Annotated in this window: 22 protein-coding genes and 2 pseudogenes; 8 read left to right on the top strand and 16 right to left on the bottom strand. The window is 64.7% G+C overall.

Annotated elements, in window-relative coordinates; translation table 11 throughout:
- The first annotated feature begins 19 nt into the window (after positions 1-19).
- The 5 genes and pseudogenes from BIGA_RS06780 to BIGA_RS09925 form a co-directional block, all read left to right on the top strand.
- Positions 20-2,473: an ATP-dependent DNA helicase RecG gene (locus BIGA_RS06780; protein WP_033505412.1), complete on the top strand. Its 2,454-nt coding sequence runs from the start codon at positions 20-22 to the stop codon at positions 2,471-2,473.
- 148 nt (positions 2,474-2,621) lie between these two features.
- Positions 2,622-3,920: an ATP-binding protein gene (locus tag BIGA_RS06775; RefSeq protein ID WP_033505410.1), complete on the top strand. Its 1,299-nt coding sequence runs from the start codon at positions 2,622-2,624 to the stop codon at positions 3,918-3,920.
- Positions 3,921-4,029: 109 nt separating this feature from the next.
- A complete protein-coding gene (locus tag BIGA_RS10030) occupies positions 4,030-4,164 on the top strand; it encodes a hypothetical protein (protein WP_272944576.1) in 135 nt (44 codons plus the stop codon).
- A 1,185-nt stretch (positions 4,165-5,349) separates the two neighbouring features.
- Positions 5,350-5,736: pseudogene (locus BIGA_RS09930) on the top strand (RsmD family RNA methyltransferase); the annotation flags it as partial.
- A gap of 138 nt (positions 5,737-5,874) precedes the next feature.
- Positions 5,875-6,102: pseudogene (locus BIGA_RS09925) on the top strand (RsmD family RNA methyltransferase); the annotation flags it as partial.
- 7 nt (positions 6,103-6,109) lie between these two features.
- Here BIGA_RS09925 and trmD read toward each other — a convergent pair.
- The 6 genes from trmD to ffh form a co-directional block, all read right to left on the bottom strand.
- Positions 6,110-7,009 (bottom strand): tRNA (guanosine(37)-N1)-methyltransferase TrmD, encoded by a 900-nt coding sequence (trmD, locus tag BIGA_RS06760; protein WP_033505406.1) that lies wholly within the window; start codon positions 7,007-7,009, stop codon positions 6,110-6,112.
- 241 nt (positions 7,010-7,250) lie between these two features.
- Positions 7,251-7,844: a ribosome maturation factor RimM gene (locus tag BIGA_RS10195; RefSeq protein ID WP_455578778.1), complete on the bottom strand. Its 594-nt coding sequence runs from the start codon at positions 7,842-7,844 to the stop codon at positions 7,251-7,253.
- 110 nt (positions 7,845-7,954) lie between these two features.
- On the bottom strand, positions 7,955-8,188 hold the full coding sequence (locus BIGA_RS06750) for an RNA-binding protein (protein ID WP_033505535.1): 234 nt from the start codon (positions 8,186-8,188) through the stop codon (positions 7,955-7,957).
- 2 nt (positions 8,189-8,190) lie between these two features.
- A complete protein-coding gene (gene rpsP / locus BIGA_RS06745) occupies positions 8,191-8,655 on the bottom strand; it encodes a 30S ribosomal protein S16 (RefSeq protein ID WP_033505400.1) in 465 nt (154 codons plus the stop codon).
- A gap of 253 nt (positions 8,656-8,908) precedes the next feature.
- Complete coding sequence (locus BIGA_RS06740) at positions 8,909-9,946, bottom strand: endonuclease/exonuclease/phosphatase family protein (protein ID WP_033505398.1); 1,038 nt, start codon at positions 9,944-9,946, stop codon at positions 8,909-8,911.
- Between the two features lie 240 nt (positions 9,947-10,186).
- On the bottom strand, positions 10,187-11,836 hold the full coding sequence (ffh, locus tag BIGA_RS06735) for a signal recognition particle protein (RefSeq protein WP_033505397.1): 1,650 nt from the start codon (positions 11,834-11,836) through the stop codon (positions 10,187-10,189).
- Between the two features lie 283 nt (positions 11,837-12,119).
- On the opposite strand from ffh, the gene BIGA_RS06730 reads away from it, so the two are divergent.
- Positions 12,120-13,025: a cation transporter gene (locus BIGA_RS06730; protein ID WP_033505395.1), complete on the top strand. Its 906-nt coding sequence runs from the start codon at positions 12,120-12,122 to the stop codon at positions 13,023-13,025.
- Positions 13,026-13,146: 121 nt separating this feature from the next.
- On the opposite strand, the gene cysS is transcribed toward BIGA_RS06730, so the two are convergent.
- Entirely contained in the window at positions 13,147-14,835 is a 1,689-nt protein-coding gene (gene cysS / locus BIGA_RS06725) for a cysteine--tRNA ligase (RefSeq protein WP_033505394.1), read from the bottom strand.
- Between the two features lie 115 nt (positions 14,836-14,950).
- Here cysS and BIGA_RS06720 point away from each other — a divergent pair, with 115 nt between their 5' ends.
- Complete coding sequence (locus tag BIGA_RS06720) at positions 14,951-15,676, top strand: type 1 glutamine amidotransferase (RefSeq protein WP_033505392.1); 726 nt, start codon at positions 14,951-14,953, stop codon at positions 15,674-15,676.
- Positions 15,677-15,889: 213 nt separating this feature from the next.
- Positions 15,890-18,232, top strand: a complete 2,343-nt coding sequence (locus BIGA_RS06715) for an ABC-F family ATP-binding cassette domain-containing protein (RefSeq protein WP_033505390.1) — start codon at positions 15,890-15,892, stop codon at positions 18,230-18,232.
- Between the two features lie 3 nt (positions 18,233-18,235).
- Here the strand turns inward: BIGA_RS06715 and BIGA_RS06710 are convergent, their stop codons facing one another.
- From BIGA_RS06710 to coaD, 9 genes are all read right to left on the bottom strand, one after another.
- Positions 18,236-18,655 (bottom strand): type II toxin-antitoxin system VapC family toxin, encoded by a 420-nt coding sequence (locus tag BIGA_RS06710; protein ID WP_033505533.1) that lies wholly within the window; start codon positions 18,653-18,655, stop codon positions 18,236-18,238.
- Positions 18,656-18,660: 5 nt separating this feature from the next.
- Positions 18,661-18,924, bottom strand: a complete 264-nt coding sequence (locus tag BIGA_RS06705) for a FitA-like ribbon-helix-helix domain-containing protein (RefSeq protein ID WP_033505389.1) — start codon at positions 18,922-18,924, stop codon at positions 18,661-18,663.
- Between the two features lie 374 nt (positions 18,925-19,298).
- Positions 19,299-19,853 (bottom strand): acetolactate synthase small subunit, encoded by a 555-nt coding sequence (ilvN, locus tag BIGA_RS06700; protein ID WP_033505388.1) that lies wholly within the window; start codon positions 19,851-19,853, stop codon positions 19,299-19,301.
- Between the two features lie 29 nt (positions 19,854-19,882).
- Complete coding sequence (locus tag BIGA_RS06695) at positions 19,883-21,829, bottom strand: acetolactate synthase large subunit (RefSeq protein ID WP_051915835.1); 1,947 nt, start codon at positions 21,827-21,829, stop codon at positions 19,883-19,885.
- Positions 21,830-21,991: 162 nt separating this feature from the next.
- On the bottom strand, positions 21,992-22,780 hold the full coding sequence (gene rnc / locus BIGA_RS06690) for a ribonuclease III (protein ID WP_081929547.1): 789 nt from the start codon (positions 22,778-22,780) through the stop codon (positions 21,992-21,994).
- 204 nt (positions 22,781-22,984) lie between these two features.
- Positions 22,985-23,179 carry a 50S ribosomal protein L32 gene (gene rpmF, locus BIGA_RS06685; protein ID WP_033505387.1) on the bottom strand — a complete coding sequence of 65 codons (195 nt, stop codon included), beginning with the start codon at positions 23,177-23,179 and terminating at the stop codon, positions 22,985-22,987.
- An 86-nt stretch (positions 23,180-23,265) separates the two neighbouring features.
- Positions 23,266-23,868 carry a YceD family protein gene (locus tag BIGA_RS06680; RefSeq protein WP_033505386.1) on the bottom strand — a complete coding sequence of 201 codons (603 nt, stop codon included), beginning with the start codon at positions 23,866-23,868 and terminating at the stop codon, positions 23,266-23,268.
- 4 nt (positions 23,869-23,872) lie between these two features.
- Entirely contained in the window at positions 23,873-24,544 is a 672-nt protein-coding gene (locus tag BIGA_RS06675) for a cell division protein (RefSeq protein ID WP_033505385.1), read from the bottom strand.
- The gene (coaD, locus tag BIGA_RS06670; protein ID WP_033505384.1) at positions 24,541-25,035 is read right to left on the bottom strand and encodes a pantetheine-phosphate adenylyltransferase; all 495 of its coding nucleotides are present in this window, start codon (positions 25,033-25,035) and stop codon (positions 24,541-24,543) included. Before coaD ends, BIGA_RS06675 begins: the two co-directional genes overlap by 4 nt.
- Positions 25,036-25,083 lie beyond the last annotated feature (48 nt).

Raw genomic sequence — 25,083 nt, 5'->3', positions numbered from 1 at the left:
ACGGGGAGAATAGGTGGCTATGAGCGTTACAGTGGGCACCCCGGTCTCGTCGGTGATGACGAATAAGCGACGTGTGGGGGCGCTCAAGTCGCTCGGCGTGCTGACCGTGGGCGATGCGCTGACCTACTATCCGTTCCGTGTCACTGACCCGGTTCCGCTGCGTTCGATCCGCGAGGCCAGGATCGGCGAGCCGATGGCGTTCGCCGCCGAGGTGCGCGCCGTGCGTGTGTCGTCTTCGGGGGCGCGCGGCAACGGCCGACTGGAGGTTGTGGTCGACGATTCGGCGTTCGCCGCCTCGCGCCGCCAGCCCGGCGCGATGGCACGTCTGGTGTTCTTCTCCCATAAGAAGCAATACCTCGACTGGATGAGCGGGCGTCTGCGCCAAGGGACGTGCGTGGTTGTTGCGGGCGCGCCGGGTGTGTTCAACGACCAATTGCAATTCACTCATCCCGAGGTGCTGACGGTGGGGGTGCATCCTACTTCGAGGTACAGATTTGTACGTGAGGAAAATCAACCCCTTGATGTGCGTAACGCGAGTTTGGGCGCACCGACTTCCCCGAGACCCGACGTGGAATCGCCCGAGGAGGGCCTGGCCCGTGTCTGCCGACCCCGACCGGTCTACCACGCCAGCTCCCGCATCTCCAGCGACCACATCCATGACTCGATCCTCGACATGCTGCGGCTCCTGGCCGAATCGGGGGATTCCGCCGCGTCGGAGGAAAAGGAGGAAGAGGACTCGCGCGCCCGCTTGCTGTCCGGATTGGCCCGCGCCATCCCCGACATCCTGCCCGAACGCATCCGCGCGGACAAGGACCTCATGCATCGTGCCGAAGCGTTCCTGAACATCCACGACCCGGTCTCCACCAAGGAGTTCCACCGCGCCATCGCCACCCTGCGCTACGAGGAGGCATTCGTCTGCCAGACCGCGCTGCTGCAGGCCCGCGCCCATGCCGGCCATGCCTCCGCCGAGCCCTGCCCCGACACCGCACTGCGGGACGCCATGATCGACTCCCTCCCGTTCGATTTGACCGGCGGCCAGCGTGAGGTCATCGACTCGATCGCCGCCGACATGTCCCGCGACCATCCGATGCAGCGTCTCCTGCAAGGCGAGGTCGGCTCCGGCAAAACGGTGGTGGCGCTCGCCGCCATGCTGCAGGCGGTCGGGTCCGGGCGCCAGGCCGTGCTCGTGGCTCCTACCCAGGTGCTTGCCGAACAGCATCACCGGACGATCGCCGCAATGGTCGATCGGATGGCGGAACAGGCCGCTATGGATTCCGACGGCCATCCGCTATCCGCCCCGCCGGTGATCCTCCTGACCGGCGGCATGAAGCTTGCCGCCCGCCGCCGGGCGCTCGCCACTGCAGCCAGCGGCGAACCGTGCATCGTGGTGGCCACGCACGCCGCGTTCTCCAAGACCTTCCAGGCTCCGAATCTGGCGCTCGCCGTGATCGACGAGCAGCATCGCTTCGGTGTGGAGCAGCGTGAGAGCCTGCGCGGCAAGGCGTTGTCCGGCAAGGCGCCGCATCTGCTGGTCATGACCGCCACCCCGATTCCTCGCACCGCCGCCATGACCTGGTTCGGCGACCTGGACATCTCATGGCTGACCGAGCTGCCCGGCGGCCGCAAGCCGATTCGCACCTTCGTGATTCCGGAGGCGGACGGTCATCTGATGGGGTCGATGTTCGCGCATATCCGTCAACGCATCGACGCGGGGGAGCGTGCGTATGTGGTCTGCTCCCGCATCGACGACGCGGATGAGACCGGCGAAGGCGACGTGCTGGACGAGACGATGGCGGAGCCCATGCGGCCTGTAGTCGGTGACGCGGCGCGGTCCGATGCTGGGACGGTCGCCCCGCCTCGCCCGCTGCACACGGTGGTCCAGATCGCGGAGCGACTGACGAAACTGCCGCAGTTCCAGGGCGTGCGGTTCGCCACATTGACCGGTCGCGACGATGACGCGACCAAGCAGCAGGTGATGGCTGGATTCGCGAGCGGGGAGACGCCGATTCTGGTGTCGACGACCGTGATCGAGGTGGGCGTGGACGTGCCGCAGGCCAGCTGCATCGTGGTCTTCGATGCGGATCGGTTCGGACTGTCGCAGTTACATCAGCTGCGCGGCCGTGTGGGGCGCGGCGGCACGCCGAGCTGGTCGTTCCTGGTTTCGCAGGCGGAGCCGGGGAGCCTGGGGGAGCAGCGTCTGGCGGTGATCCGCGATACGACCGACGGCTCGACGATTGCCGAGGAGGATCTGCGATTGCGTGGTGCGGGCGATGTGCTGGGCGATGCGCAGTCGGGCGGCAAGTCGAGCCTGAAGCTGCTGCGTGTGGTCAAGGATGCGGATCTGATTGTGGATGCGCGGGAGCGTGCCGAGGCGCTGTTGGCTGAGGACCCGGAGTTGGACGGCGAGGTGGAGTTGGCCGGTGCCGTGCTGGATTTCACCCGCGGCAACGAGACATATCTCACTAGCAGCTGAGTGCGATTCGGAAATGAATGCAAGAAAGTCCCGGGACTTTCTTGCACGGTATACCAAAAAGTCCCGGGACTTTCTTGCACTGATGCAATTTTCTCCCGGGACTTTTTTGCATTACGGTATACTGGAAGTGGTGAAAAGGAGGTGCCTCATGCTGCAGCGCAAGATTATGAATCAGCTGATTGCTTGGAAATCCAGGGAACAGCGAAAGTGTCTGCTGCTGCAAGGGGCGCGTCAGGTAGGTAAGACGTATATCGTTGAGGAATTCGGCAAACAATACTATGAGCATGTCATTACTCTGAACTTTGAGAAAAACAGTTCGTATCGAGATATCTTCGAGGGCGATTATGACGTGGACCGCATCGTGGCGCGCATCATGCTCGCGGTTCCCGGCAGCCGTTTCGTCCCCGGCAAAACCCTGTTGTTTCTTGATGAGATTCAGAGCTGTCCGAACGCCAGAACCGCGTTGAAGTTCCTGTCCATCGATGGTCGGTATGACGTCATCGCTTCCGGATCGTTGTTGGGCATCGGGTATGGCGAGGTGTCGTCGTTCCCCGTCGGCTACATTGAGCGAGTGACCATGTACTCCTTGGACTTCGAGGAGTTCCTGTGGGCGCTGGGCATCGACCCGGCGGTGATTGAATACGTCAGGGGATTCTACGAGTCGCGTACCAAGGTCGACGAATCGGTGCACGCGCAGATGATGGATTATCTGCGGCAGTATATAGTGGTCGGCGGCATGCCCGCTGTGGTGCGGAACTATGTAGAGCACCGGGATTTCCTGCAGGTGCTGGACGAGCAACGTGACATTCTTGCCGATTATGAGGATGATATCGCCAAATACGCCAAGGATTCCGACAAAGCGAAGGCCCGTGCCTGCTTCCTGTCTATTCCGAAACAACTGGTCCGCGATTCCAAGCGGTTCAGCTATGCCGTGGTGGAGAAGGGGAGTGGTGCCCGTAAGTATGGCGGCAGTCTGCAGTGGCTGTACGATGCTGGCATCGTGAATTTCTGCTATTGCTTGGAGCGGCCGGAATTGCCGTTGGAAGGCAATGCGGATAATCGCAAGTTCAAAGTGTATATGCGCGATACCGGTCTGTTGGTGGCCATGCTGGAAGATGGGTCTCAGAAAAGCATTCTGGACGGCGATCTGGGTATATATAAAGGTGCTATCTACGAGAACATTGTGGGTGACATGTTCGCAAAGAACGGCCGACGCCTGTACTACTTCGAGAAGGATTCGAAGTTGGAGATGGATTTCTTCATCCGGTATCAGGACGTTGCTACGGCGGTGGAGGTGAAGTCGTCCACGAACCGGCAGGCCAAGTCGATGCGATCGATGATCGAGAACTATGGGGTCAAGCGCGGGATAAAACTGTCGCCGGGTAACGTGGGCAAAGCCGGCGAACAGGTGGACGTGCTGCCGTTGTACATGGCCATGTTCCTGTGACGCGACACGGCCCCGGGAATTACTGTCGCAGGGGGTGTGGGGATCTAGCCTGCTCCGGCCAGAATCCGCATCACGCGCGTGCGATCAGTGTGAGCCTTTCCGCAATCGCGTGGGTAGTTGCAATCATCCCAGCCACGCGGCGGACGTCAGCGGCCTGCTGTTGGTGCGCTACGAGGCGCGACTGCGGTCGTTGGAGCGGCAGGTGGCCGATCTGAAGGATGAGGTGCGTCGCCTGCGGGGGTGAACGGACACAATGCGCGATGATGACTAGGGGGAGGGCCGGCAACCCTCCCCCTAGTCGTTTTCATTGCAGCGCAAGCATTCCAGCGTTGGTACGGGGGTATATGACCACCTACGCCCGCTACACTGATGAGTTACCCCGTATCCGGAATACACGGGTGTGAATCGACGCGCGAGGAGAAGGATCATGGACGTACGAGCGCTACCTGAGCCTAGGTATCATCGGCGTCTCCCCGAGGCGTCCCACAACCACTGGCGTCGTTCCTGTCACAGTTGACACGGGCAACAGACACGGCTCGAATGTCGCATAATCTCCGCGGCAGGCTGAAACGCTCGACCAGGCCATACAAGAGGCGTGTAATGGACCCCAACCCCATCCCCACGGGTGGGTCCTCTCGAAACAGAACAAGTGAATGCGCAGACCGAACCACCGGCATCCGGCCACGGTCTGAGGCGGCAACGGCCGTCTGATTCGACATAACACCACATACCAACAACCGACAGTCGCACCGTACGGCGCAGTCGTAACCACCCACAGGGTCACGGCATCGCACGCGCGGCAACGGCTCTGCAATACCAACAGACCGTCCGCGGTCAGGGAGCAAAACGCATGAAGCAAGGAAAATTCACAGCGAAGGAACGGGCATACCTGATGTCATTGCCCGCAGTCGAATCGGTGACCTCCGAACGTATCTTCTACGCCGAGCGGTTCAAAACGGAATGCATGCGGCGCTACCACGAGGGCGAATCGCCTACGAAGATCTTCAACGACGCGGGACTGTACTCCTCTCTGATCGGCTACAAGCGCATCGAGCGGTGCATCGCGCGGTGGCGCGCCGACGAGCGGTCCGGCCGTTTGAACGGCGAATACGAGACGAGTGACATGATGGTGAGCAATCTGCCCGGCGAGGCGGTAACGCCACGGTTCCTCGGCAACGGCGCGAACGGCGCGAGGAATGCGCGCTGGCCGGTCGACGCGCGTGCCCCACGACCGGTGCAGGACGTCAGCGGCCTGCTGCTGATGCGGTACGAGAGCCGATTGCGTACGTTGGAGAAGCGCATCGCCCTGATGGCCGAGCGCATCGACCGCATGGAACGTTCCGTGGCGCGGTCCATGTCCGAGGCGCTGATCGAGGCGGACGACGATTCCGCGGCCTGTACCGACGCTCGCATATGGATAATGGAAGATATGCGAGTGATTGCGGGACGATTCAAGGGACTGGAACTCAAGGCGGCGAAGAACGGCACGCGGCCGACCACCGACCGGACCAAGGAGGCGATCTTCTCACGCCTGGAATCCTGGGCCGTGCTGGAGGACGCGCGTGTGCTCGACCTGTTTGCGGGGACGGGTGCGCTCGGCATCGAGGCGCTGTCTCGGGGGGCGAGGGAGCTGGTGTCGGTGGAATCCGCGGCGCCGGCCGCCTCGCTGATCTCCGGCGCGTTCGCGGAGCTGAGGCATAACCGCGCTTGGGAGCGCGGCATGAGCGTGCGATTGGTGCGCAAGCGTGCCGAACAGTATGTGATCGGCACGATGCGCGTGCCGCAGGACGGTGCCGCGACCCATCCGGAGTTCTCCGGCAAGCTGCCCGGCGGAACGGGGACCGGTATGGAAGGTGTCGTCCCCAATACCACAATCCACGATGGCGCGGATGGGGCCGCCGTCGCATCCGGTGAGGTCTCTTCCGTCGTGGCCGCGGGAGGCGCGGCGAGATCACAGGCGTTCGACGTGATCTTCATCGATCCCCCGTATGCGTTCACCACCGAGGCCTGCAACCGGTTGTTGGCGGACCTGGTGGTTTCGGGTCTGGCGGTGCCGCATACGGTGATCGTGCTGGAACGCTCGACTCGCAGCGATGACCCGACCCCGCCCGAAGGCTGGCAGGTCACCGACCGCCGCGATTACGGTGAGACCGCGGTCCACTACATCGAAGCCGCCGTGTAATCGCTGATCAGTCCAGACGGCGCGGATGGTCGCCGGACACCTCCCAGCCCAGCGCCATCAGCGTCTTCCGGTCGGCCTTGTCGAATGCACGGCAGTCGAGCCGCTCGATGAGGTCCGGACGGATCTCATCGGTGCGGCTGAGGGCCTCGTCGCGGCGGAACCGGTCCACCTTGCCGTGGTCGCCGGACAACAGGATATCCGGCACGGCCATGCCGCGCCAAGTGGCGGGCTTCGTGTATTGACGGTGCTCAAGCAGTGCGTTGCCGCCCGTGTAGGATTCCTCCACAATGGAGTCCGGATTGCCCATGAACCCAGGCAGCAGGCGGGTGATGGCCTCCAGCATCACGGACACGGCCACCTCGCCGCCGTTGAGCACGTAGTCGCCGATCGAGTATTCGCGCACGTCCACGCCCAGATTGCGGTAGTACGCGGGGATGCGGGCATCGTATCCCTCATACCGGCCGCATCCGAACACCAGACGGCCGGCATGGCTCAGCTCCGTGGCGTCGCGCTGGGTGAACAGGGGAGCGGAGGGATTCGGGAAGATGAGCACCGTGCTGCCCTGGGCTTCCGCTGTTGTGTCCGAATCGGGGGATTCTTGCGTTTTGCCGTCATATGCATCGTTGCAATTGAAAGAATCCCCCGATTCGGACAACATGGGGGCGACCTCTACCGGTGCTAGCCCAAGCAGGTCATCCAGGCATTCGGCCCAGACCTCGGGCTTCATCACCATGCCGGCGCCGCCGCCGACCGGGGTGTCATCCACGGAATGATGCACGTCGTGCGTCCAGTCGCGCAGGTTGTGCGCATGCACCTCAACGAGCCCCTTGGCCTGCGCCTTGCCGAACAGGCTCAGATTCAGCACCTCGAAATACTCCGGGAACACGGAAACGATGTCGATCTTCATATCCTTCAGCCTAACGAATAGGGTCGGCACCGCCTCTTTTCCAGCTGCACCGTATACGGAACGGCAACTTTACGTCACCGGTTTCCCATAACGCGGTAAAGCAGCGTTGCCGGGTGTACGGCAAGGCGGCAAGGTAACAAGGCGGCAAGGCAATCCTGCCACCTTGTTACCTTGCCGCCTGTCATCAGACAAGTTGACCGGCGTCAAGGTTTTGTTTGACGCCAATGGACTCCGTTGCTGATCAGCCCAATCCGGGAATCAGTCCGCCGGGCGGATCCAGGGTCAGATAGCCCTCATCAAGGTCGATGTCGGGTACCAGCTGCTCAACGAACGGCACCAGCGCGGTCTTCTCGATGCGGTCCGATTCCGCCTGTTGGTCTTCTGTGCCCTTAGAAGGCAAAGAGGAAGGTTCGGAAGCTGCACCGTCCGCGGCAGGCGCACCGTCCGAGGCCAGCGACGCCAGATAGGCGTCGGACAGTCGGATCTTGAGCAGCGACTGCGCGCCGTCGATCACGTCCACAACCTTGCCGACCACCAGACCAGCCGGTGCGCCCAGCCCGTTGTCCTCGGCCATACGGGCCTCAAGCCCGACCAGGTCGCGCGGATACCAAGCGTCCTCCTCAAGCATGAGCTCGGGGTCGTCGGCTTCGCCGTACAATTCGATCCCGTTCAACGCCTCGGAGGCGTCACGGTCGTCGACGTCCTCGAATTTGATGATCCAACGGTCCTTGAACGTGCGGGACCGTTCCACCACGTACTCCTGCGAGCCGTCGCGGGTGTAGAGCACGGATCCGGGGGCGAACCGGTAGTCCGGATCGTCCGTATACAGGCGCACGGTGACCTCACCCTTGAGCCCCTGCGCACGACCGATACGACAGACCCGCAGCAGGTCGAGCTGCTGCGGGTCGTCAGAGTGTTGTTGACGCTCCACGCTACGGAACTCTCTTACCGACGCACGTCCATGATATCGACACGCACCTTGTGGTCGGACAGGGCCTGCACCACGGTGCGGATCGCGTTCGCCGTACGCCCGTTGCGGCCGATCACCCGGCCGATGTCCTCGGGGTTCACGCGCACGCGCAGCAGTTCGCCGCGCGAGTTCTCATGCGACTTGACGGACACATCATCCGGAAAATCGACGATGTTCTTGATGAGATGTTCAACAGCCTGGGCGAGCATGATCACTCAGCTTCCTCTGCGGGGGCTTCCTCAGCCGGAGCCTCTTCCTCAGCGGTCTCGGCGGCCTGGGCCTCAGCCTCGGCAGCAGCCTTGGCGGCGGCCTCGGACTTGGCGGCCTTCAGCTTCTGGGCCTGAGCCTCAACGGCCTCGACACGAGCCTGCGCGTCCGGGCCGGCTTCGGCGGTCTTCAGCGTGCCTTCGGCACCGTCGATGCCCTTGAACTTCTGCCAGTCGCCGGTGATTTTGAGCAGGTTCAGCACCGGCTCGGTCGGCTGCGCGCCGACACCCAGCCAATACTGAGCGCGCTCGGAATCGATCTGGATCAGCGAGGGCTGCTTGTTCGGATCGTAGACGCCGATCTCCTCGATGGCCTTGCCGTCACGCTTGTTGCGGGAATCGGTGATGACCACGCGGTAGAAGGCGTAGAACTTCTTGCCCATGCGCTTCAGACGAATCTTGGTTGCCAAAATGGCTCTCCTTGTATCACTAGGGGTGCAGGTTTTCGGTTTCGGTGTGGGGCACGGAATCCGAGAACCCACGTGTTCCTCATGCAACGCGGGAGTAGAGGGCGCCGCGCCCATGAATAACCCGACGATTATAACCCCATCCCCGCGACACGCCGTGTCGTGGGCGGTGCCGCGGCGATCGCGAAGCGCGACTGTCCGGCCGCATCGTGGTGTGGCGGCGGATGCCGGACGTCCGGCGCCGGCGTCTTCGCCGTCACCGAATGCGCAATGCGGCCACCGTGGCCAGGTGATCGCTGCCGTGGATGGTAAGGGTTTCGACCCGTTCGGCGTCGATCCCGCCGCTGATCAGCACGTGGTCCAGTTCGATGCGCGGCCAGGCGAGCCATGAGGGGAACGACACCATCGGCTTGCGCAGGGCGCTCATGCTGGCGTCGCGGAATCCGGCGGCCAGCAGCTTGCGGAAGCTCGGGTGGTCGATGCCGCAGTTGAGGTCGCCGAGCACCACAGTGGCGCGTTGTAGTGCCAGCCGGCCCAGTCCGACGATGCCCTGCGACCACGCGCGGCACCCGCGCATCGGCGATTTGGTATGCGCCGAGGCGAAGGCGATGGCGGCATCGGGGGCGTCGGCGGGTCGGCCGTTCCGTGTGGGCGATGCGACGATCACCGGCACGTCCGCGGCTGGGATCTGGGCGGACGACGACGCGGCGGCGACCGGGGCGAACCGCGTCCACAGACCGTTGAACCCGCCGTTGTCGGTCGGACGGTCCTCGCCGAGCTGGCGATGGGGGAATACGTCGCGGATCCCCGCGGCGTCGAGGGCACCGACCAGATCCGCCGTGAGTTCCTGGAGGGCGAGGACGTCGACGTCATGCGCGCGCACCGCATCCATGATGGCATCCGCGTCCGCACGGCCGAATCGGCAGTTGAGCGTCATGACGGTGATGGGGGCATCCGGCTGTTCGTCGTATCCGCGAGCAGTTGTGTCGGACGTATCGGGATGCGTTTCACGATATGTTTCACGCTTGGTTTCACGGGATGTTTCACGCAGGGAGAGCCGGTGGAGCGGCACGCGCAGAGCGACAATCATCGCTAGCACCACCGCGGCAACCGCCAGCGGCCAGCAACCCAGCACGGCCGCAACAATGGCGAGCAGCAGCGCGGGGAGCCACAGGAACGGAATCAGCGCGATCAGATACGGCAGCGGCAGACGCCCTTCGGCACCGGCCGGCAGGAATCGCAACGCCCACCACAGCACGAGCAGCGCCAATGCCGTCCCCAGTGCGATCGTCATGCCATCCTCCTTGCCGCGGTTGTCCGTCGTATCTCCGGGAGCTTACCAGAAAGCCGGCAGGTCCGCCCCACGCGGAACCGCGAACAGCCGCGACCGCGACGGTCATCGGCGGTTCCGGACCATGCCTTGTCCCACTCGGCTCGCCATCGGGCACATCCCGCCTTCGCACGGGACCGGATGCTCCGGAACGAGAATGGTCCCGCAACCCCAAGGGCGCGGGACCATCCACAGGCGCATCAATCAGCGGCCGAAGAGACCGCCCAGACCGCCACCGAGATTCGGCGGCACATCGGGCATGCCATTCTCGCCGAGCATATCCTGCAGGCCGGCCGGCAACGCCGGATTCTGCGGCTTCTTGGCGAACGCCGAACCGCCCGAGCTGCCGGACGAGCCGCCCTTGCCGGACAGGCGGTCGCGCAACGCCTTCTCCTCGGCCTCACGCTTCATCGGGTTGCCGGACTTGGAACCCTTCTTCTTGCCCTTCTTGCCCTTCTTGCCGCCGGCCGCAGGGCCGCCGAACCCGGGGATGCCACCCATGCCGGCCTTGTTGGACATGCGCTTCATCATCTTGGCGGCCTGCTCGAAGCGCTGCAGCAGCGCGTTGACCTGCGAGACCGTCACACCCGAACCGTAGGCGATGCGGGCGCGGCGCGAGCCGTCGATGATCTTCGGATTCCGTCGCTCGGCCGGGGTCATCGAACGGATGATCGCCTCGGTGCGGTCGATCTCACGCTCGTCGAACTGCTCCAGCGCCTGACGATGCTGCGCCATACCCGGAATCATGCCGAGCAGGCTCTTCATCGACCCCAGCTTGCGCACCTGCTGCAGCTGCTCAAGGAAGTCGTCCAGACCGAACTCGCCCTCGGCCATCTTCTGGGCGGCCTTGCGGGCCTCCTCCTCGTCGAACTGCTTCTGCGCCTGCTCGATCAGGGTCAGGATATCGCCCATATCCAGGATGCGCGAAGCCATACGGTCCGGATGGAAGACCTCGAAATCCTTCAACCCCTCGCCGGTCGAGGCGAACAGGATCGGCTTGCCGGTCACGCTCGCCACCGACAACGCGGCACCGCCACGGGCGTCGCCATCCAGCTTGGAGAGCACCACGCCGGTGAAATCCACGCCCTCGTCGAAGGCCTTGGCGGTACGCACCGCATCCTGGCCGATCATCGCATCGATCACGAACAGGATCTCATCGGGCTGCACGGCGTCACGGATATCGCGAGCCTGCTGCATCAGCACCTCGTCCACACCCAGACGGCCGGCGGTATCGATGATAACCGTGTCATACAGCTTCTGCTTGGCCAACGCAATCGAATCGCGGGCCACCTTCACCGGATCACCGGTGGTCAGGCCGGGGGCGGAGACCTCGTCGCCGCCATCCGACTGCACGCCCTTCTCCGGCGCATACACCGGCACGCCGGCGCGCTCGCCGACCACCTGCAGCTGCGTCACCGCGTTCGGACGCTGCAGATCGGCCGCCACCAGCAGCGGCGTATGACCGGCATCCTTGAGCCAATAGCCGAGCTTGCCGGCCAACGTGGTCTTACCGGCACCCTGCAGACCGGCGAGCATGATGATCGTCGGCGGGTTCTTGGCGAAGTTCAACGGACGGTCCACACCCTGACCGAGCACGCCGGTCAGCTCGTCGTAGACGATCTTGACGACCTGCTGGGCCGGGTTGAGCGCCTCGGACACCTCGGTGCCCAGCGCGCGCTCGCGGATACGGCCGGTGAAGGAGCGCACCACCTCAAGCGCCACGTCGGCGTCGAGCAGGGCGCGGCGAATCTCGCGGATGGTGCCGTCGATGTCCGCCTCGGAAAGCTTGCCTTTGCTCTTCAAGTGCTTGAACGCATTCGAGAGCCTGTCTGTCAAAGAACTAAACGCTGCCATAATGTCCCCCAGTCTAGCCGTGCATAGGGAGAAGCGGGCGCGCGGTGTTGGCCGGTGCGCTCGCCGGATGGACCGTCAGCCGCCGGCATAATCCGGGCGTGTCGCATCTGGTACAATGGGAAGGCCAGTTTTTCAGGAGAATCCCTGGACACCCCTATCGCAGACATGCCATGCGCGCGGCCACAGTCTCATGAACAAGACGGGCACAATCCGGGCCCGGCAACACGGACCGAACCAACGGCGGTGCGACGCGTGACTGCCATGCAATACGGAAGGACCATCGATGCAGCATAAGCAAATCGAACGCAAAGCCCTTGGCGTGGGCATCATCATCAACATCCTCATGGTCGTCGCCGGTGCGATCGTGTTCTTCATGACCGGTCTGAAGGCCATGTTCCTCGATACCACCTTCACTGTGATCTCCGTGGTCTCGGGCCTGGTGGCCACCTATCTCTCCTCGCGCACCGTGCGCACCACCGAACGGTTCCCCAACGGCATGTTCGCGCTGGAGCCGATCTACGCGATCTGCAAGGCGATCTTCACCCTCTCACTGCTCGTGTTCTCGTTCCTGGACGTGGCGCAGGTGGCCTGGGACTACTTCGTGCTCGGTGTGGGGGAGCGCGCATCCTTCGGCCCCGTGGTGATCTACCAGATCCTGACCGTGGCCACCTGTTTCGGCCTGCTTATGTACTACCGCCGCCAGAACGCCCGCATCGGCGATTCGAGCATGATGCTGCGTGCGGAGGCGCAGAGCACCCTGGTGGACGGCATGATCTCGTTCGGCATCGGCCTGGCCGCGGTGGTGCTGGTGCTGCTGCCGGCCGGCGGGCCGCTCGACTTCCTGCACTACACCGGCGACTTCTTCATCACCACGGTGATCGTGATCCTGGCCGTCAAGGAACCGGTCGAGGTGCTGCGCGACGCGTTCGTGGAACTCGTCGGCGGCGTGCATGACGACGACGAGACCAATACCTTCGTGGAACAGGCTGCGCAGCGGCATCTGCCGGCCAACACCGAATACGAGAAGACGATGATCTTCAAAACCGGCATGAACTACACGGTAGACGTGTACCTCGCCGGCACCGGCGAATCGATCGACGTGGCCGACCTGGTCGAATGCAAGCGATCGCTGGAGCGGGAACTGAAACACAGGCTGCACATCGTGGATGTCGATCTCGTGTTCGACTGAGCATGCGCCCGCCCCGTTCGGTAGTCGATCGGCACCCGTGCGTAATGGGAGGGGCAGGACACGGCCGGGTGGTTCGCCGGTGACGGCTCCCTCCCTTGAGGGAGCCGTCACGCTGTGTGCGCTACTTCAGCGACCAGGTGGAACCCTGCGGGGTGTCCTCGATGATGATGCCGGCCTCGCCCAATGCATCGCGAATCGCATCCGCGGTATTAAAGTCGCGGGCCTTGCGCGCCTCGGCGCGACGGGCCAGCTGTCCGGACACCAGGGCGTCGAGCGCCGCGTGCTCGGGGGACGCCTCCCCATCGGCCGCACCCGCCGCGCCGCCATTGACCCACGGTTCGGCCAGCGGGTCGAGACCGAGCGTGTCCAGCATCGCACGCACCGCAACCAGGACGCGGCGCAGCATCGCCTTCACGTCGTCGGACGTCGCCGCGGCGTCGCCCGCACCCCAAGCGGCCGTGACCGCGGCGGGCAGATCCGCGCAACGGCCGGTGCCCACGGCCTCGACCAACGTGTTGCCCTCGCGGATCGCGGTGAAGATCGCGGCAGTGGCCCCGGAAACGTTGAAATCGTCGTTCATCGCGCCCACGAACGCGGCGGGCAGATCGTCGGCGCCCACGGCCTCGATCTCGTCGCGCGTCGGCTGCTCGCCGATCGCCGCGGCGGCGCGTTCGATGAAATTCGTCACGCGATCGTACGCGGCTGCGGCCTCAGCCAGCGTCTGATCCGACCATTCCAGCATCGAACGGTACTGCACCGAACCCAGCGCATACCGCACCACCCACGCCGGGTGCTCGGCAAGCACCGCCGGCACCGACAGGCCGTTGCCCAGCGACTTGGACATCTTCTCGCCCTTGGCCGTGACCCATGCCGAGTGCATCCAGTGGCGCGCGAACCCCCATCCGGCGGCGCGCGACTGCGCCATCTCGTTCTCATGGTGGGGGAAGCGCAGATCCAGACCGCCGCCGTGGATGTCGAACTCGTCGCCCAGGTAGCGGTGGCTCATCGCCGAGCATTCCAGATGCCAGCCGGGACGGCCCACGCCGAACGGCGTCGACCAGCGTGCGGTCGGCGGGTCGGTCGGCTTCGGGCGCTTCCACAGCGCGAAGTCGCGCGGATCGTGCTTGTCGGGCGAGGCGTCGGCGGGGTCGACCGGATTGTATTTGTCGTCGCCCGTGTTATCCACGCTCGGACCCATGCGGTCGGCCACGGCGGCGGCCTCATCACCGGTTTCGGCGCCGGCCACGGTCTGCTTCTGGTGGGTCAGCTCGCCGTACCGCGGCCAGCTGGGCACATCGAAGTACACGTCGCCGGTCGGGTTGCCGGCCTCATCGAGCACCATATAGCCGTGGCCGTTGTCCAGGATGCGCCGGATCAGGTCGATCATGTCCAGCATGTGGCCTGTGGCGCGCGGCTCGTAGGTGGGCGGCAGCACGCCCAGCGCGTCGTACGCCTCGGTGAACTCGCGCTCGTAGATGTAGGCGCGCTCCCACCACTGCTGGCCGGCGGCCGCGGCCTTGTCCAGGATCTTGTCGTCGATGTCGGTCACGTTGCGCACGAACGTGACCGTATAGCCCAGACGCAGCAGCCAGCGGCGCACCACGTCGAACGCCACGGCCGCGCGGATATGGCCGATATGCGGCGAGCTCTGCACGGTCGCGCCGCACACGTAGATGCCCACATGGCCCGGCTGGACCGGGACGAACGGTTCGACCGCATGCGAGGCGGTGTCGTACAGCTTGAGGTTCGCGGCGGCGTCGGACAGCATGCGGCCATCCGCGTCGACGGTGGGATTCGTGGTGTCGGTCATAGTTCGAGCGTATTCGCTTTGCCAGACAAGGTCGGGTGGCGCAAACCGCGCTTTTTCCGCGCCTTTTGCCGTGGTGCGGCGTGCTTTCTACGGTGCCGGTGCAACAATGGAATCTATGACGTCACCGCAAGTGCTTATTCTGCAGCACGTCCCGTGGGAGAAACCGGGGCGGATTCTGGCGAATCTTGAGGATCTGGGTCTGGAGACGCTCACGCTCAACGTGGCCAGGAAAAAGAAACCGGACATGCCGGATTTCGACGAGCTGGCCGGCGTGGTGATCATGGGCGGGCCGATGGGGGCCGCCGACTACGACCAATACCCGGGGCTGAAGGCGGAGGCCAAGCTGGCCAAGGCCGCGATCAGCGTGGGCAAGCCGGTGCTGGGCATCTGCCTGGGGCATCAGATCATCGCCACGGCGTTGGGGGCCAAGCTGTGCAAGGGCGAGGAGCCGGAGATCGGCGTGGGGCCGATCAAGCGCGTGGACAGGCACGATTACTTCTCGATGTGGGGCAAGCAGCTGGACGTGCTGCACTGGCACTGCGACACGGTGGGCCTGCCCGACGGCGCGCAGTTGTTGGCGCGTTCGCCGCAGACCAAGGTGCAGGCGTTCCGGTTCGGTTCGGCGCTGGGGTTGCAGTTCCATTTGGAGGTGACCGCCGCCATGCTGGAGGAGTGGCTGGAGGAGCCCTCGATGGTCAAGGAGCTCAAGGCCGCCGGCGGTTCGAAGTCCAAGCTGCGGGAGGCGTTCGCGCAGGCCGATGCGCAGATCCAGCCGCTGGGCGAGCAGGTGTTCTCCAGCTTCGCCGCCCGGTGCAGCACCTACGCCAAGACCCTGAACTAACCGTCCCTTCCCCATCCCGGGTCCTTTTCCCGTCCCGGGTCCATCCGGCGCGTCTCCCGCCACGCCCGGATTCTCCGGACTCTGACATATTCGTGACTCTGACACAATTCAAGAACCTTGTAAAATCAACGATTTTGGAGATGGATCACGGTCACGATGCATCAGAGTCCGGAGAAGCCGGGCGTGGCGGGGCGGGTGGTAGATTAAGGGATTATGCCGATTTACGATATTGGGTTGGAACAGGTGTCGCTTGCGTTCGCGACCAAGACGATCTTCACCGACGTGACGCAGGGTGTGTTCGAGGGCGACCGCATCGGCATCGTCGGCCGCAACGGCGACGGCAAATCCACGCTGCTGCACCTGTTCAACGGCACGCAGGAGCCCGATTCGGGCCGCGTGACCAAGCGCGGGGGATTGAGCTTCGGCATGCTCGACCAGCGTGACCCGCTCGACGACAACGCCACCGTCCGCCAGGCCGCGCTGGAGGGACGCGAGGACTACGAGTGGGCGTCGGAGACGCGCTCGCGCGAGATCGTGGAGGCGCTGCTCGGCGGCATCAGTCTGGACGCGCGCATCGGCTCGCTGTCCGGCGGCCAGCGCCGCCGCGCCGATCTGGCCCGCCTGTTGCTCAAGGACTGGGACATCCTGGCGCTGGACGAGCCGACCAATCATCTGGACGTGGTCACGATCCACTGGCTGGCCGAACACCTGAAAACCCGCTGGGGCAAGGGGCAGGGCGCGTTGCTGCTGGTGACGCACGACCGCTGGTTCCTGGACGAGGTGTGCGAGTCGATGTGGGAGGTGCACGACGGCACGATCGACCCGTTCGAGGGCGGTTACAGCGCGTACATGCTGCAGCGTGTGGAACGCGACCGGCAGGCCGACGTGCGCGAGGCCCGCCGCCGCAACCTGGCGCGCAAGGAGCTGGCATGGCTGAGCCGTGGCGCCCGCGCGCGCTCCACCAAGCAGAAGTTCCACGTCAAGCAGGCACGCGAGCTGATCGCCGACGTGCCGCCGCTGCGCAACACGCTGGAACTGAAGCAGATGGCGACCTCCCGTCTGGGCAAACAGGTGGTGGACCTGATCGACGTGACGCAGGTGTTCGCCGCCGAGAACGGCGTGACCGTAGACGGCACGCCGCATCCCGATGCCGTGCGGCCGGCGTTCATGGGCGACGCCGACACTGCCGGTGCCGCCGCGATCGACCCGGATGTGGCCGAGATGGCGGCCTCCGCGTCCCGCGTGGACGTGGTGCGTCCGATGTATGCGGAGCCGCAGGCGTACGGTGCCGTGGAGTTGGCAGTTGACGACCTGTCAACCGACCCGCGCCTGCGCGATGCCGGTGTCGCCTTTGCCCCGACTGTCACCTCCGACTCTTCCGCAGAGAGACCCGACGCCCCGAGTGTGACCGGGGGAGAGCCCTCTGCTCGCTCCGCCTCTTCTGGCGAGGGGGCTACCCTCCAGGACGCGACCGGGGAAGCGACAACGCTCCCCGCCACCTCCGCCGCGCACAAGGTCTCCGTCACCGGCCGCAAGGTGCTGGACGACGTGACTTGGCTGATCGGTCCCGGCGACCGTTTCGGCATCGTCGGCGCGAACGGCGCCGGCAAGTCCACGCTGCTGAAGATTCTCGACGGGTCGATCACCCCGACCGCCGGCCATGTGAACATCGGCAAGACGGTTCGTTTCGCGGTGCTCTCGCAGCGGCTGGACGAGCTGGAGGCGCTCGGCAAGTACAAGGTCAAGGAGGTGCTGAGCCGGTACAAGCCCAGCTACATCGTGGACGGCAAGGAGGTGACCCCGGGGCAGCTGATGGAACGGCTCGGCTTCGAGGCCGCGCAGCTGATGACCCCGATCCGCGACCTGTCCGGCGGACAGAAGCGCCGCATGCAGCTGCTGCTGATCCTGCTGGATGAGCCGAATGTGCTGATCATGGACGAGCCCGGCAACGATCTGGACACCGACATGCTGGCCGTGATGGAGGATCTGCTCGACACCTGGCCGGGCACGCTGATCGTGGTCAGCCACGACCGCTACCTGCTGGAGCGCGTGACCGACCAGCAGTTCGCGCTGATCGGCGGCAAGATCCGCCACCTGCCGGGCGGCGTGGACGATTATCTGGCGATGACGGAGGCGATCAAAGCCGGCCGCGACCCGTTCGCCGGCGATGCCGCGTCGAATCGGAGGAAGGGCTCTGCGGGGGCGACCGGCACTGCGACGCCCGCGGACGACGCGGCCGGCATCGCGGATGACGCCGCTGCTCCGGAACACGGGACACAGTCCGGGAACGGCGGGGCGACCGGTACCGCGACCGTCGGGGGGACGCCGAAGCTGACGGGCAAGGCGTTCCACGAGGCATCCAAGCGCGTCTCTCAGATCGAGCGGAAGCTGGCCAAGCTGGAGGAGGAGAAATCCGAGCTTGAGACCCGGATGGCCGAACACGACCCGAGCGACTACGCCGGTCTCAACGAGATGAACGTGCGCCTGCAGGCCATCGCCGAGGAGGCCGAACCCCTCGAACTCGAATGGATGGAGCTTTCCGAGCAGTTGGAGTAGCCGTCACCCCTCCCACGGGTTGAACAGCTTGACGCCGGTGTGCTCGAAATCCTTGACGTTGCGTGTGGCCAGCGTGGCATCGCAGGCCAGTGCAATGGCGGCGATCATCGCATCCTGAGGGGTGACGGGTCGTCCTGCGGCGCGGCGTTGGGCGTAGACGGCGGCATAATGTGGTGCCGCAGCTGCGTCAAACGGCAAGGTGCGAGGAAGGTAGAGGTTTATGAACTGCTGCACGGAGTCGCCAAGCCGCCGCTTCCGTGTTCCTTCGGGCAGCAGGGCTATACCCGTCAGCAATTCGGCCGTGGTGACGGATGTCGTGTAGGCTTCATTCAGCGGAACATGGATGAACCAGTCGACGACACGGCGGTCGGCGTGGTCCTTCTTGAGAATCTCGCTGATGACGTTGGTGTCGAGGATGATCATCGTCGTCACCCCAGTTCAATCGGACGGGCGTCGTCGGTACGCGGGGGAGCGAGCTCTTCGTCGGACTGAAGGGATTCGTCTCCGAGCAGGTCCCACATCTCCTGCACCAAGTCAGAGTTGGACATGATGTCATGCGCCAGAACGCCAGCGGTGAAATCCTCGATGAGCGAGCGTGCCTGGGCCTCCGCCGAACGGTTGTTCTTCTTGGCGATGCGCTTGAAATCCTCGACGACCTTGTCGTCAAGCTTGCGGATGGTAAGCGTTGCCATGATGTGCCCCCTTTGATTGATGATTCAATGATAGCACAATGCTAGCATATCTTCCGCTGTCAGACTGTGCGTGTCTTCGTTCTAGGAAGGAAGGGGAGAGAGGGTGCACGATACCCCTTGTGTAACCTCATATGTGATTGGTTGCGAATCCGCAACTAAACACATAGTGCGCAACCATGCACGATGGGTCGGCCGGTCAGGACGAATCATACGCTAAACCGGGAGAGTTCTAACGGAACGGGTTCCCGTCGTCATGGTGCGCCTGACACCCCCCCGGGAGAAGAGAACAAGAAAGGGGCGGCACTTGTGTGCCACCCCTGCAATGGATACCGATGTTGCGTCGCCGCAACGCACGGTGCACGGTTCCCGGAGGCTCAGCGCCCCTTGATCTCGGAGCCGATGACCTTCTCGCTCAGCGCCTTCGGGCCGCGGGTCAGCGCCACGGAGCCCGAGCGCACGATCTCGATGATGCCGTAGTCCTCAAGCAGCGCCAGCATCGAATCCAGCTTCGCGCCGGCACCGGTGGCCTCGATGACCAACGATTCGGGATGCATATCGACCACGCGCACGCGGAAGGTCTGCACGATCTCCAGCACGTCGGACCGGGTCTTGGCGTCGGCCGCCACCTTGACGAGCACGAGCTCGCGGTTCACGGTGTTCTCATCGTCCAGATCCACGATCTTCAGCACGTGGAGCAGCTTGTTGAGCTGCTTGATGATCTGCTCAAGCGGCACGTCCTCCACGTCCGCGGTCACCGTGATGCGCGAGATGTCCGGACGCTCGGTGGGGGAGACGGACAGCGAGTTGATGTTGAACGCACGACGTGCGAACAGGCCGGCGATGCGGGACAGCACGCCCGGGCGGTTCTCGACGAGCACCGACAGCGTATGGCGCTGCGATGTGGGCCGTGATGCGGGATACAAAGCCATGATTATCGCTCCTCTTGCCTGAAATTCCGTCAGTTCTCAGCGTCCGCGGCGGCGTCCGCGCCGTCCGTGTCCTCGTCCGGATCCATGTCGGCGTTATGCCCCTTGAGCGGCTGGATGCCGGGCATGTAGACCACGTTGTTGTTGGACTCGCCGGCGGCGACCATCGGCCACACCATCGCATCCTTCCACACGCGGAAGTCGATGAGCACCGGACGGTCGTTGATCTCGTTCGCCTTGCGGATGCACTCGACGGCCTGCTCCTTGGTGAACGCGCGCATGCCGACGCAGCCGTAGGCCTCCGCCAGCTTGACGAAGTCCGGCACGTCGAAGAACCCGTCCGTCGGTTGCCCGTCGTTCGCGTAGTCCTCGGCCTTGCCGTCGCCGTCGTGCAAGTTGGTGGCCGAATAGTGGTGGTCATAGAACAGCGTCTGCCACTGGCGCACCATGCCGAGGGCCGAGTTGTTCAGGATCGCGATCTTGACCGGCGCATGCTCCAGGAACGCGGCCGTCATCTCCTCGCTGGTCATCTGGAAGCTGCCGTCGCCGTCGATCAGCCACACCGGCTTCTTGTCATCGAAGAAACGCTGCGCGCCGATTGAGGCGCCAATGGCGGCGGGCAGGCCGAAGCCCATCGTGCCCAGACCGGAGGAGGACAGCCACGAGTGCGCGTTCTCGAAGTTCAGGAACTGCGAGGCCCACATCTGGTGCTGGCCGACGTCGGTGACCCAGATGGTGGACGGGTCGGCGTACTTGCCGAGCTGCTGCACCACCCACTGCGGTGCGAGCGTGCCGTCGGTCGGCTCGGCGTACGTCATCGGGTACTTGTTGCGCCAACGGTCGATCGCGGCCCACCACGGCTTCAAATCCGGCTTGCCGTGCTCGGCCTGCAGCTTCTCGATCTGCGGGATCAGGTCGTCCAGCACCGTGGCCACATCGCCGACAATCGGCACGTCGGCCACGCGGTTCTTGCCGATCTCCGCCGGGTCGATATCGATGTGGATGACGCGCGCGGTCGGCGCGAACGCGTCGAGTTTGCCGGTGACACGGTCGTCGAAGCGAGCGCCGATGGCGACGAGTAGGTCGGAACGCTGGATGGCGCCGGTGGCGGCGATGGTGCCGTGCATGCCCGGCATGCCGAGATTCTGCGGATGTGAATCGGGGATGATGCCGCGGGCGGGCAGCGTGGTCACGACCGGTGCGCCGGTGACTTCGGCGAGCTTTTCGACCTGCTTGCGGGCGTCGGAACGCACGGCGCCGCCGCCGACATACAGCACCGGTCGGTACGAACGCTCGAACAGGCGGGCGGCGTCGGTCAGGACGCGGCCATGCGCCTTCATGGTGGGGTTGTAGCCGGGCAGGATCATGCGCTGCGGCCACGAGTAGTACATCTCACCGACCTGCGCGGTCTTCGTCAGATCGACGAGCACCGGGCCGGGACGGCCGGAGTTGGCGATGTAGTAGGCCTCGGTGAGCACGCGCGGGATGTCCTGCGCGTCGGTCACCAGATACGAATGCTTGACCACCGGGTAGGTGGCGCCCACAATGTCGGCCTCCTGGAAGGCGTCGGTGCCGATGGCGTCGGTGCCGACCTGGCCGGTGATGACCACCATCGGCACGGAATCCATATTCGCGTCGGCGATCGGGGTCAGCATATTGGTTGCGCCCGGGCCGGAGGTCACGATGCACACGCCCACGCGGCCGGTGGCTACGGCGTATCCCTCGGCGGCGTGTCCGGCGGCCTGCTCATGGCGCATCAGCAGGAAACGGAACTTCGAATCGTCCTTGATCGCGTGGTAGACGGGCAGAATCGCGCCGCCCGGGATGCCGAACACATCCTGGACCCCCAGATCCTCCAGAGAACGGACCAGCGCTTCGGCGCCGGTCATCTTCTCGCCGTCTGCAATGGTCTGTTTGTCGGTGCCGGCAGCGGCCTTGGGCACGCTGCTGAACGCCTGCAGAGGTGTCGGTAGTACCATGATTCCTCTCTCAATCGTCGTGTGCTCGGGTAGGTTCGCGGTCCACGGGGCGCATCGGTGGGCGCCGCGGGGCGCGACGTCGCGCCGGGGCCGGCTGCCGCTGATGGCGGCATGGCAACGGCGCATACTGCCACCATCGTAGTAGCAAAATATCGCGGAGTGCTAGCCGCGCCCACATACTGGCGTACCGCCGGTGTCCAGCGCATGCCATGCGGCTTCGGCCGCGGCCAGCTGCGCCTTGCGCTTGCTGGATCCGGTGCCGGTGCCGATCACCGTGCCCGCGTCACCGAGTATGGCCCGGGCCGTGAACACCTGCGCATACTCCGGGCCGGACACCTCCATGCGGTACCGCGGTTCCTCCAACCCCAACTCATGCGCCTTGACCACCAGCGAGGTCTTCCAATCCAGCGCGGGGCCTTCGGTGGCCACCTCGCGCAGCGTGTCGTCGATCAGACGGTGCACGACCTCGCGCGCCGTCTCGATGCCATGCTCCACGAACGTGGCGCCGATCAGCGCCTCCACAATGTCGCACAGGATCGAGCTCTTGTCGGCGCCGCCGTCGTCGGATTCGCCGCGGCCGAGCAGGATGTACGGGCCCGCGTGCAGCCTGTTCCGGGCTATGGCGGACAGCGACTCCTCGGAAACGGCCTTGGCCCGCATCTTGGCGAGCTGGCCTTCGGTCATATCCGGGTGCGCCGCGAACAGGGTTTCGGTGACGACCAGTTCGAGCACCGCATCCCCCAGGAACTCCAGCCGCTCGTAGTTCGCCGTGCCCGGGTGCTCGTGCGCGAACGAGCGGTGGGTCAGCGCCTCCACCAGCAGATCCGGGGTGATGGTGGTGCCAAGCGCCTCCAACAACGCTCCGGACGGCACCGGCAATGGCGCCGATGCGGTGTCGGTGTGCTGCGGCGTGGCGAATTCGCCCGATCGTGTGCCGTGATGATGACTCATATCACCGCTTCCCTCGTGGTCGTGTTGACCGGCTGCGCTGGCGCCCCGCCCTGCGTGGCCGGTCCGTATGATTCGCCGTCCCATTGTAGTCCGACGCCTCGGCGGGAACCGATGGCGTGGGCTGTGACGCGGAGAAGGGGATAAACAAAGAACCCTGCCGTCCGTCGACGGCAGGGTTCTCGGAATGCCTATGCAATCAGCGACTCACTTGGTGTGGGCCGGCTGGATGGCGCTGCGGTAGGTGCGGCCGCGGAAGGAACCGCAGCTCGGGCAGGCCATGTGAGGCAGGGTCGGGGCGCCGCAGTTCGCGCAGGTCACGGTCTGCGCGGCGGTCGCCTTCCAGTTCGCGCGACGCGAATGCGTGTTGGCGCGCGAGGTCTTGTACTTAGGCAGTGCCATTGTTGTATCCTCTGTTTCGTTCGAACAATTGAGCTTAAGCGTTCAGTATCCTAGCGCAACCGTGGTACAAAGTCACATCGGCGCGCTCAGCCCCGACGTTCCTCCGCTTCCAGACGGGCTTTGAACTGCTCAAGCGCGGCGAACCGGATATCGGTGACGTCATGGTGGTGGTCGGGGTCCTCGTTGAGATCCACGCCGCACTGCGGGCACAGTCCGAGGCAGTCCTCCTTGCACAGCGGCTGCAACGGCAGCGCCTCCACCAGCGTGTCGCGCAGCGGCGATTCCATGTCGGCGAACGCGCCGTCCGAGCTCAGCGGGTAGACGTCCTCGGCCTCGTCCTCGCCGGCGATGATCTCGACCTCCCCGGTGCCCCGTCCGTCGTCGGCTCCGGGCGCGTCATACGGGAAGAAGAGGGTCACGTTCACGGTCCAGTCGGGGTCGATCGGCTTCAGGCAGCGGGTGCACTCGGCGGTCAGCGGGGCTTCGATCCGTCCGGTGAACACCAGTCCGTCCACAATCGAGTCGAACGAGCCGACCACACGTACATCGGCACCCTCCCTGACGCCGACGATGTCGTCACCGATGCCGCTGGGCGCGGGGAATACGGTGTCGATCGGCTTGCTCTGGCCGGGCCTGGACGCGACCTGCGCCACGGATACGGCCCACTGGGAATCTTCGGGACGGGGCATCGGCTCACTCCTCCGTAGTGGTTTGGGGACGGTTCATGTTCTGCGCCGCGGTGTGCTGGCGATCATACAGTACGTTCAGCCCGGCTTTGACGTCATGGTCGAGCTTGGTGATCTGCTGCTGCAGGCCTTCCATCACCGTGATGCAGTACTGGTCGGCACCGCGGGTGAGACGGTCGGCCTTGGCCTGGGCCTGATCCATGATCTCGCGCGCCTTCTGCTTGGCCAGCGCGGTCACGTTCTCCTGCCCGGCCAGGAACTGCGCCTGCTCCTCGGCCTCGCGGATCGTGTCGGCGGCGCGGCTCTGCGCCGAGGCCACGATGGCGTTGGCCTGCGTCTGGGCGTTCTCCAGGCGGCGCTCGGCCTCGCGCATCAACGCGGACGCGCGTTCGAGCTGAACCGGCAGCATCTTCTTCAATGTGGCCAGGTGATCGGCGAACTCATCGCGATCCACCTTGATCAGCCCCGGTGCGAACAGGGCGCCCTTGGCCTGGTCGAGCGACTGCTCCATCTGATCGATGACGTCATAGACCGTGGTGAATTCCTCGCGGCTGCGCGCCTCCTCATCATCGGTCGCATCCTGGCGTAGGTCGGGCAGCGGGAACAACGGCTTGACCTGGGGCGCGACCTCGTGCTCGTCGGTCACGTCGTTCATGTTCTGGGTTTCGTCGGCCATCATCGACTCTTTTCTTGCTGCAGTGCCTCCACAAGCATCGGCGCCACGCAATCCGGCACCATGCCGGTCACATCGCCGCCGTGCCGGGCAACGTCCTTGACAATGGAGCTGGAGATGTGCTCCAGCACGGGGTCCGCGGGCAGGAACAACGTCTCGACCCCGGAGAGTTTGCGGTTGACCAGCGCCATGCCGAGCTCGGCCTCATAGTCGCCGTTCTGGCGCAGCCCCTTGACGATGACGGTGGCGCCCACCTGCTTGCAATAATCGGTGATCAGCCCATCGGTCGATGCCACCTTGACGTCGGTGAACCCGTCCTTGTCCAGGGCGCGGCGGATCACGTCCACGCGGGTGTCGGGGGAGAACATCGGCTGCTTCGCCGAATTCACCGCCACCACCACATGCACGTCATCGAAGAATCGGGCGCACCGTTCGATGACGTCCAGGTGCCCTGCGGTAACGGGATCGTAGGATCCCGGACATACTGCGATAGTCATGCCTCAAGAGTACCGCGTGCCCGGCCGGCGTGTGTCCAATGCGCCGCG

It is taken from the genome of Bifidobacterium pullorum subsp. gallinarum (assembly GCF_000741215.1).
GTDB lineage: Bacteria > Actinomycetota > Actinomycetes > Actinomycetales > Bifidobacteriaceae > Bifidobacterium > Bifidobacterium pullorum_B.
Note: the sequence above shows the minus strand (reverse complement) of the source record. Positions and strands in the feature narration are given on the sequence as shown.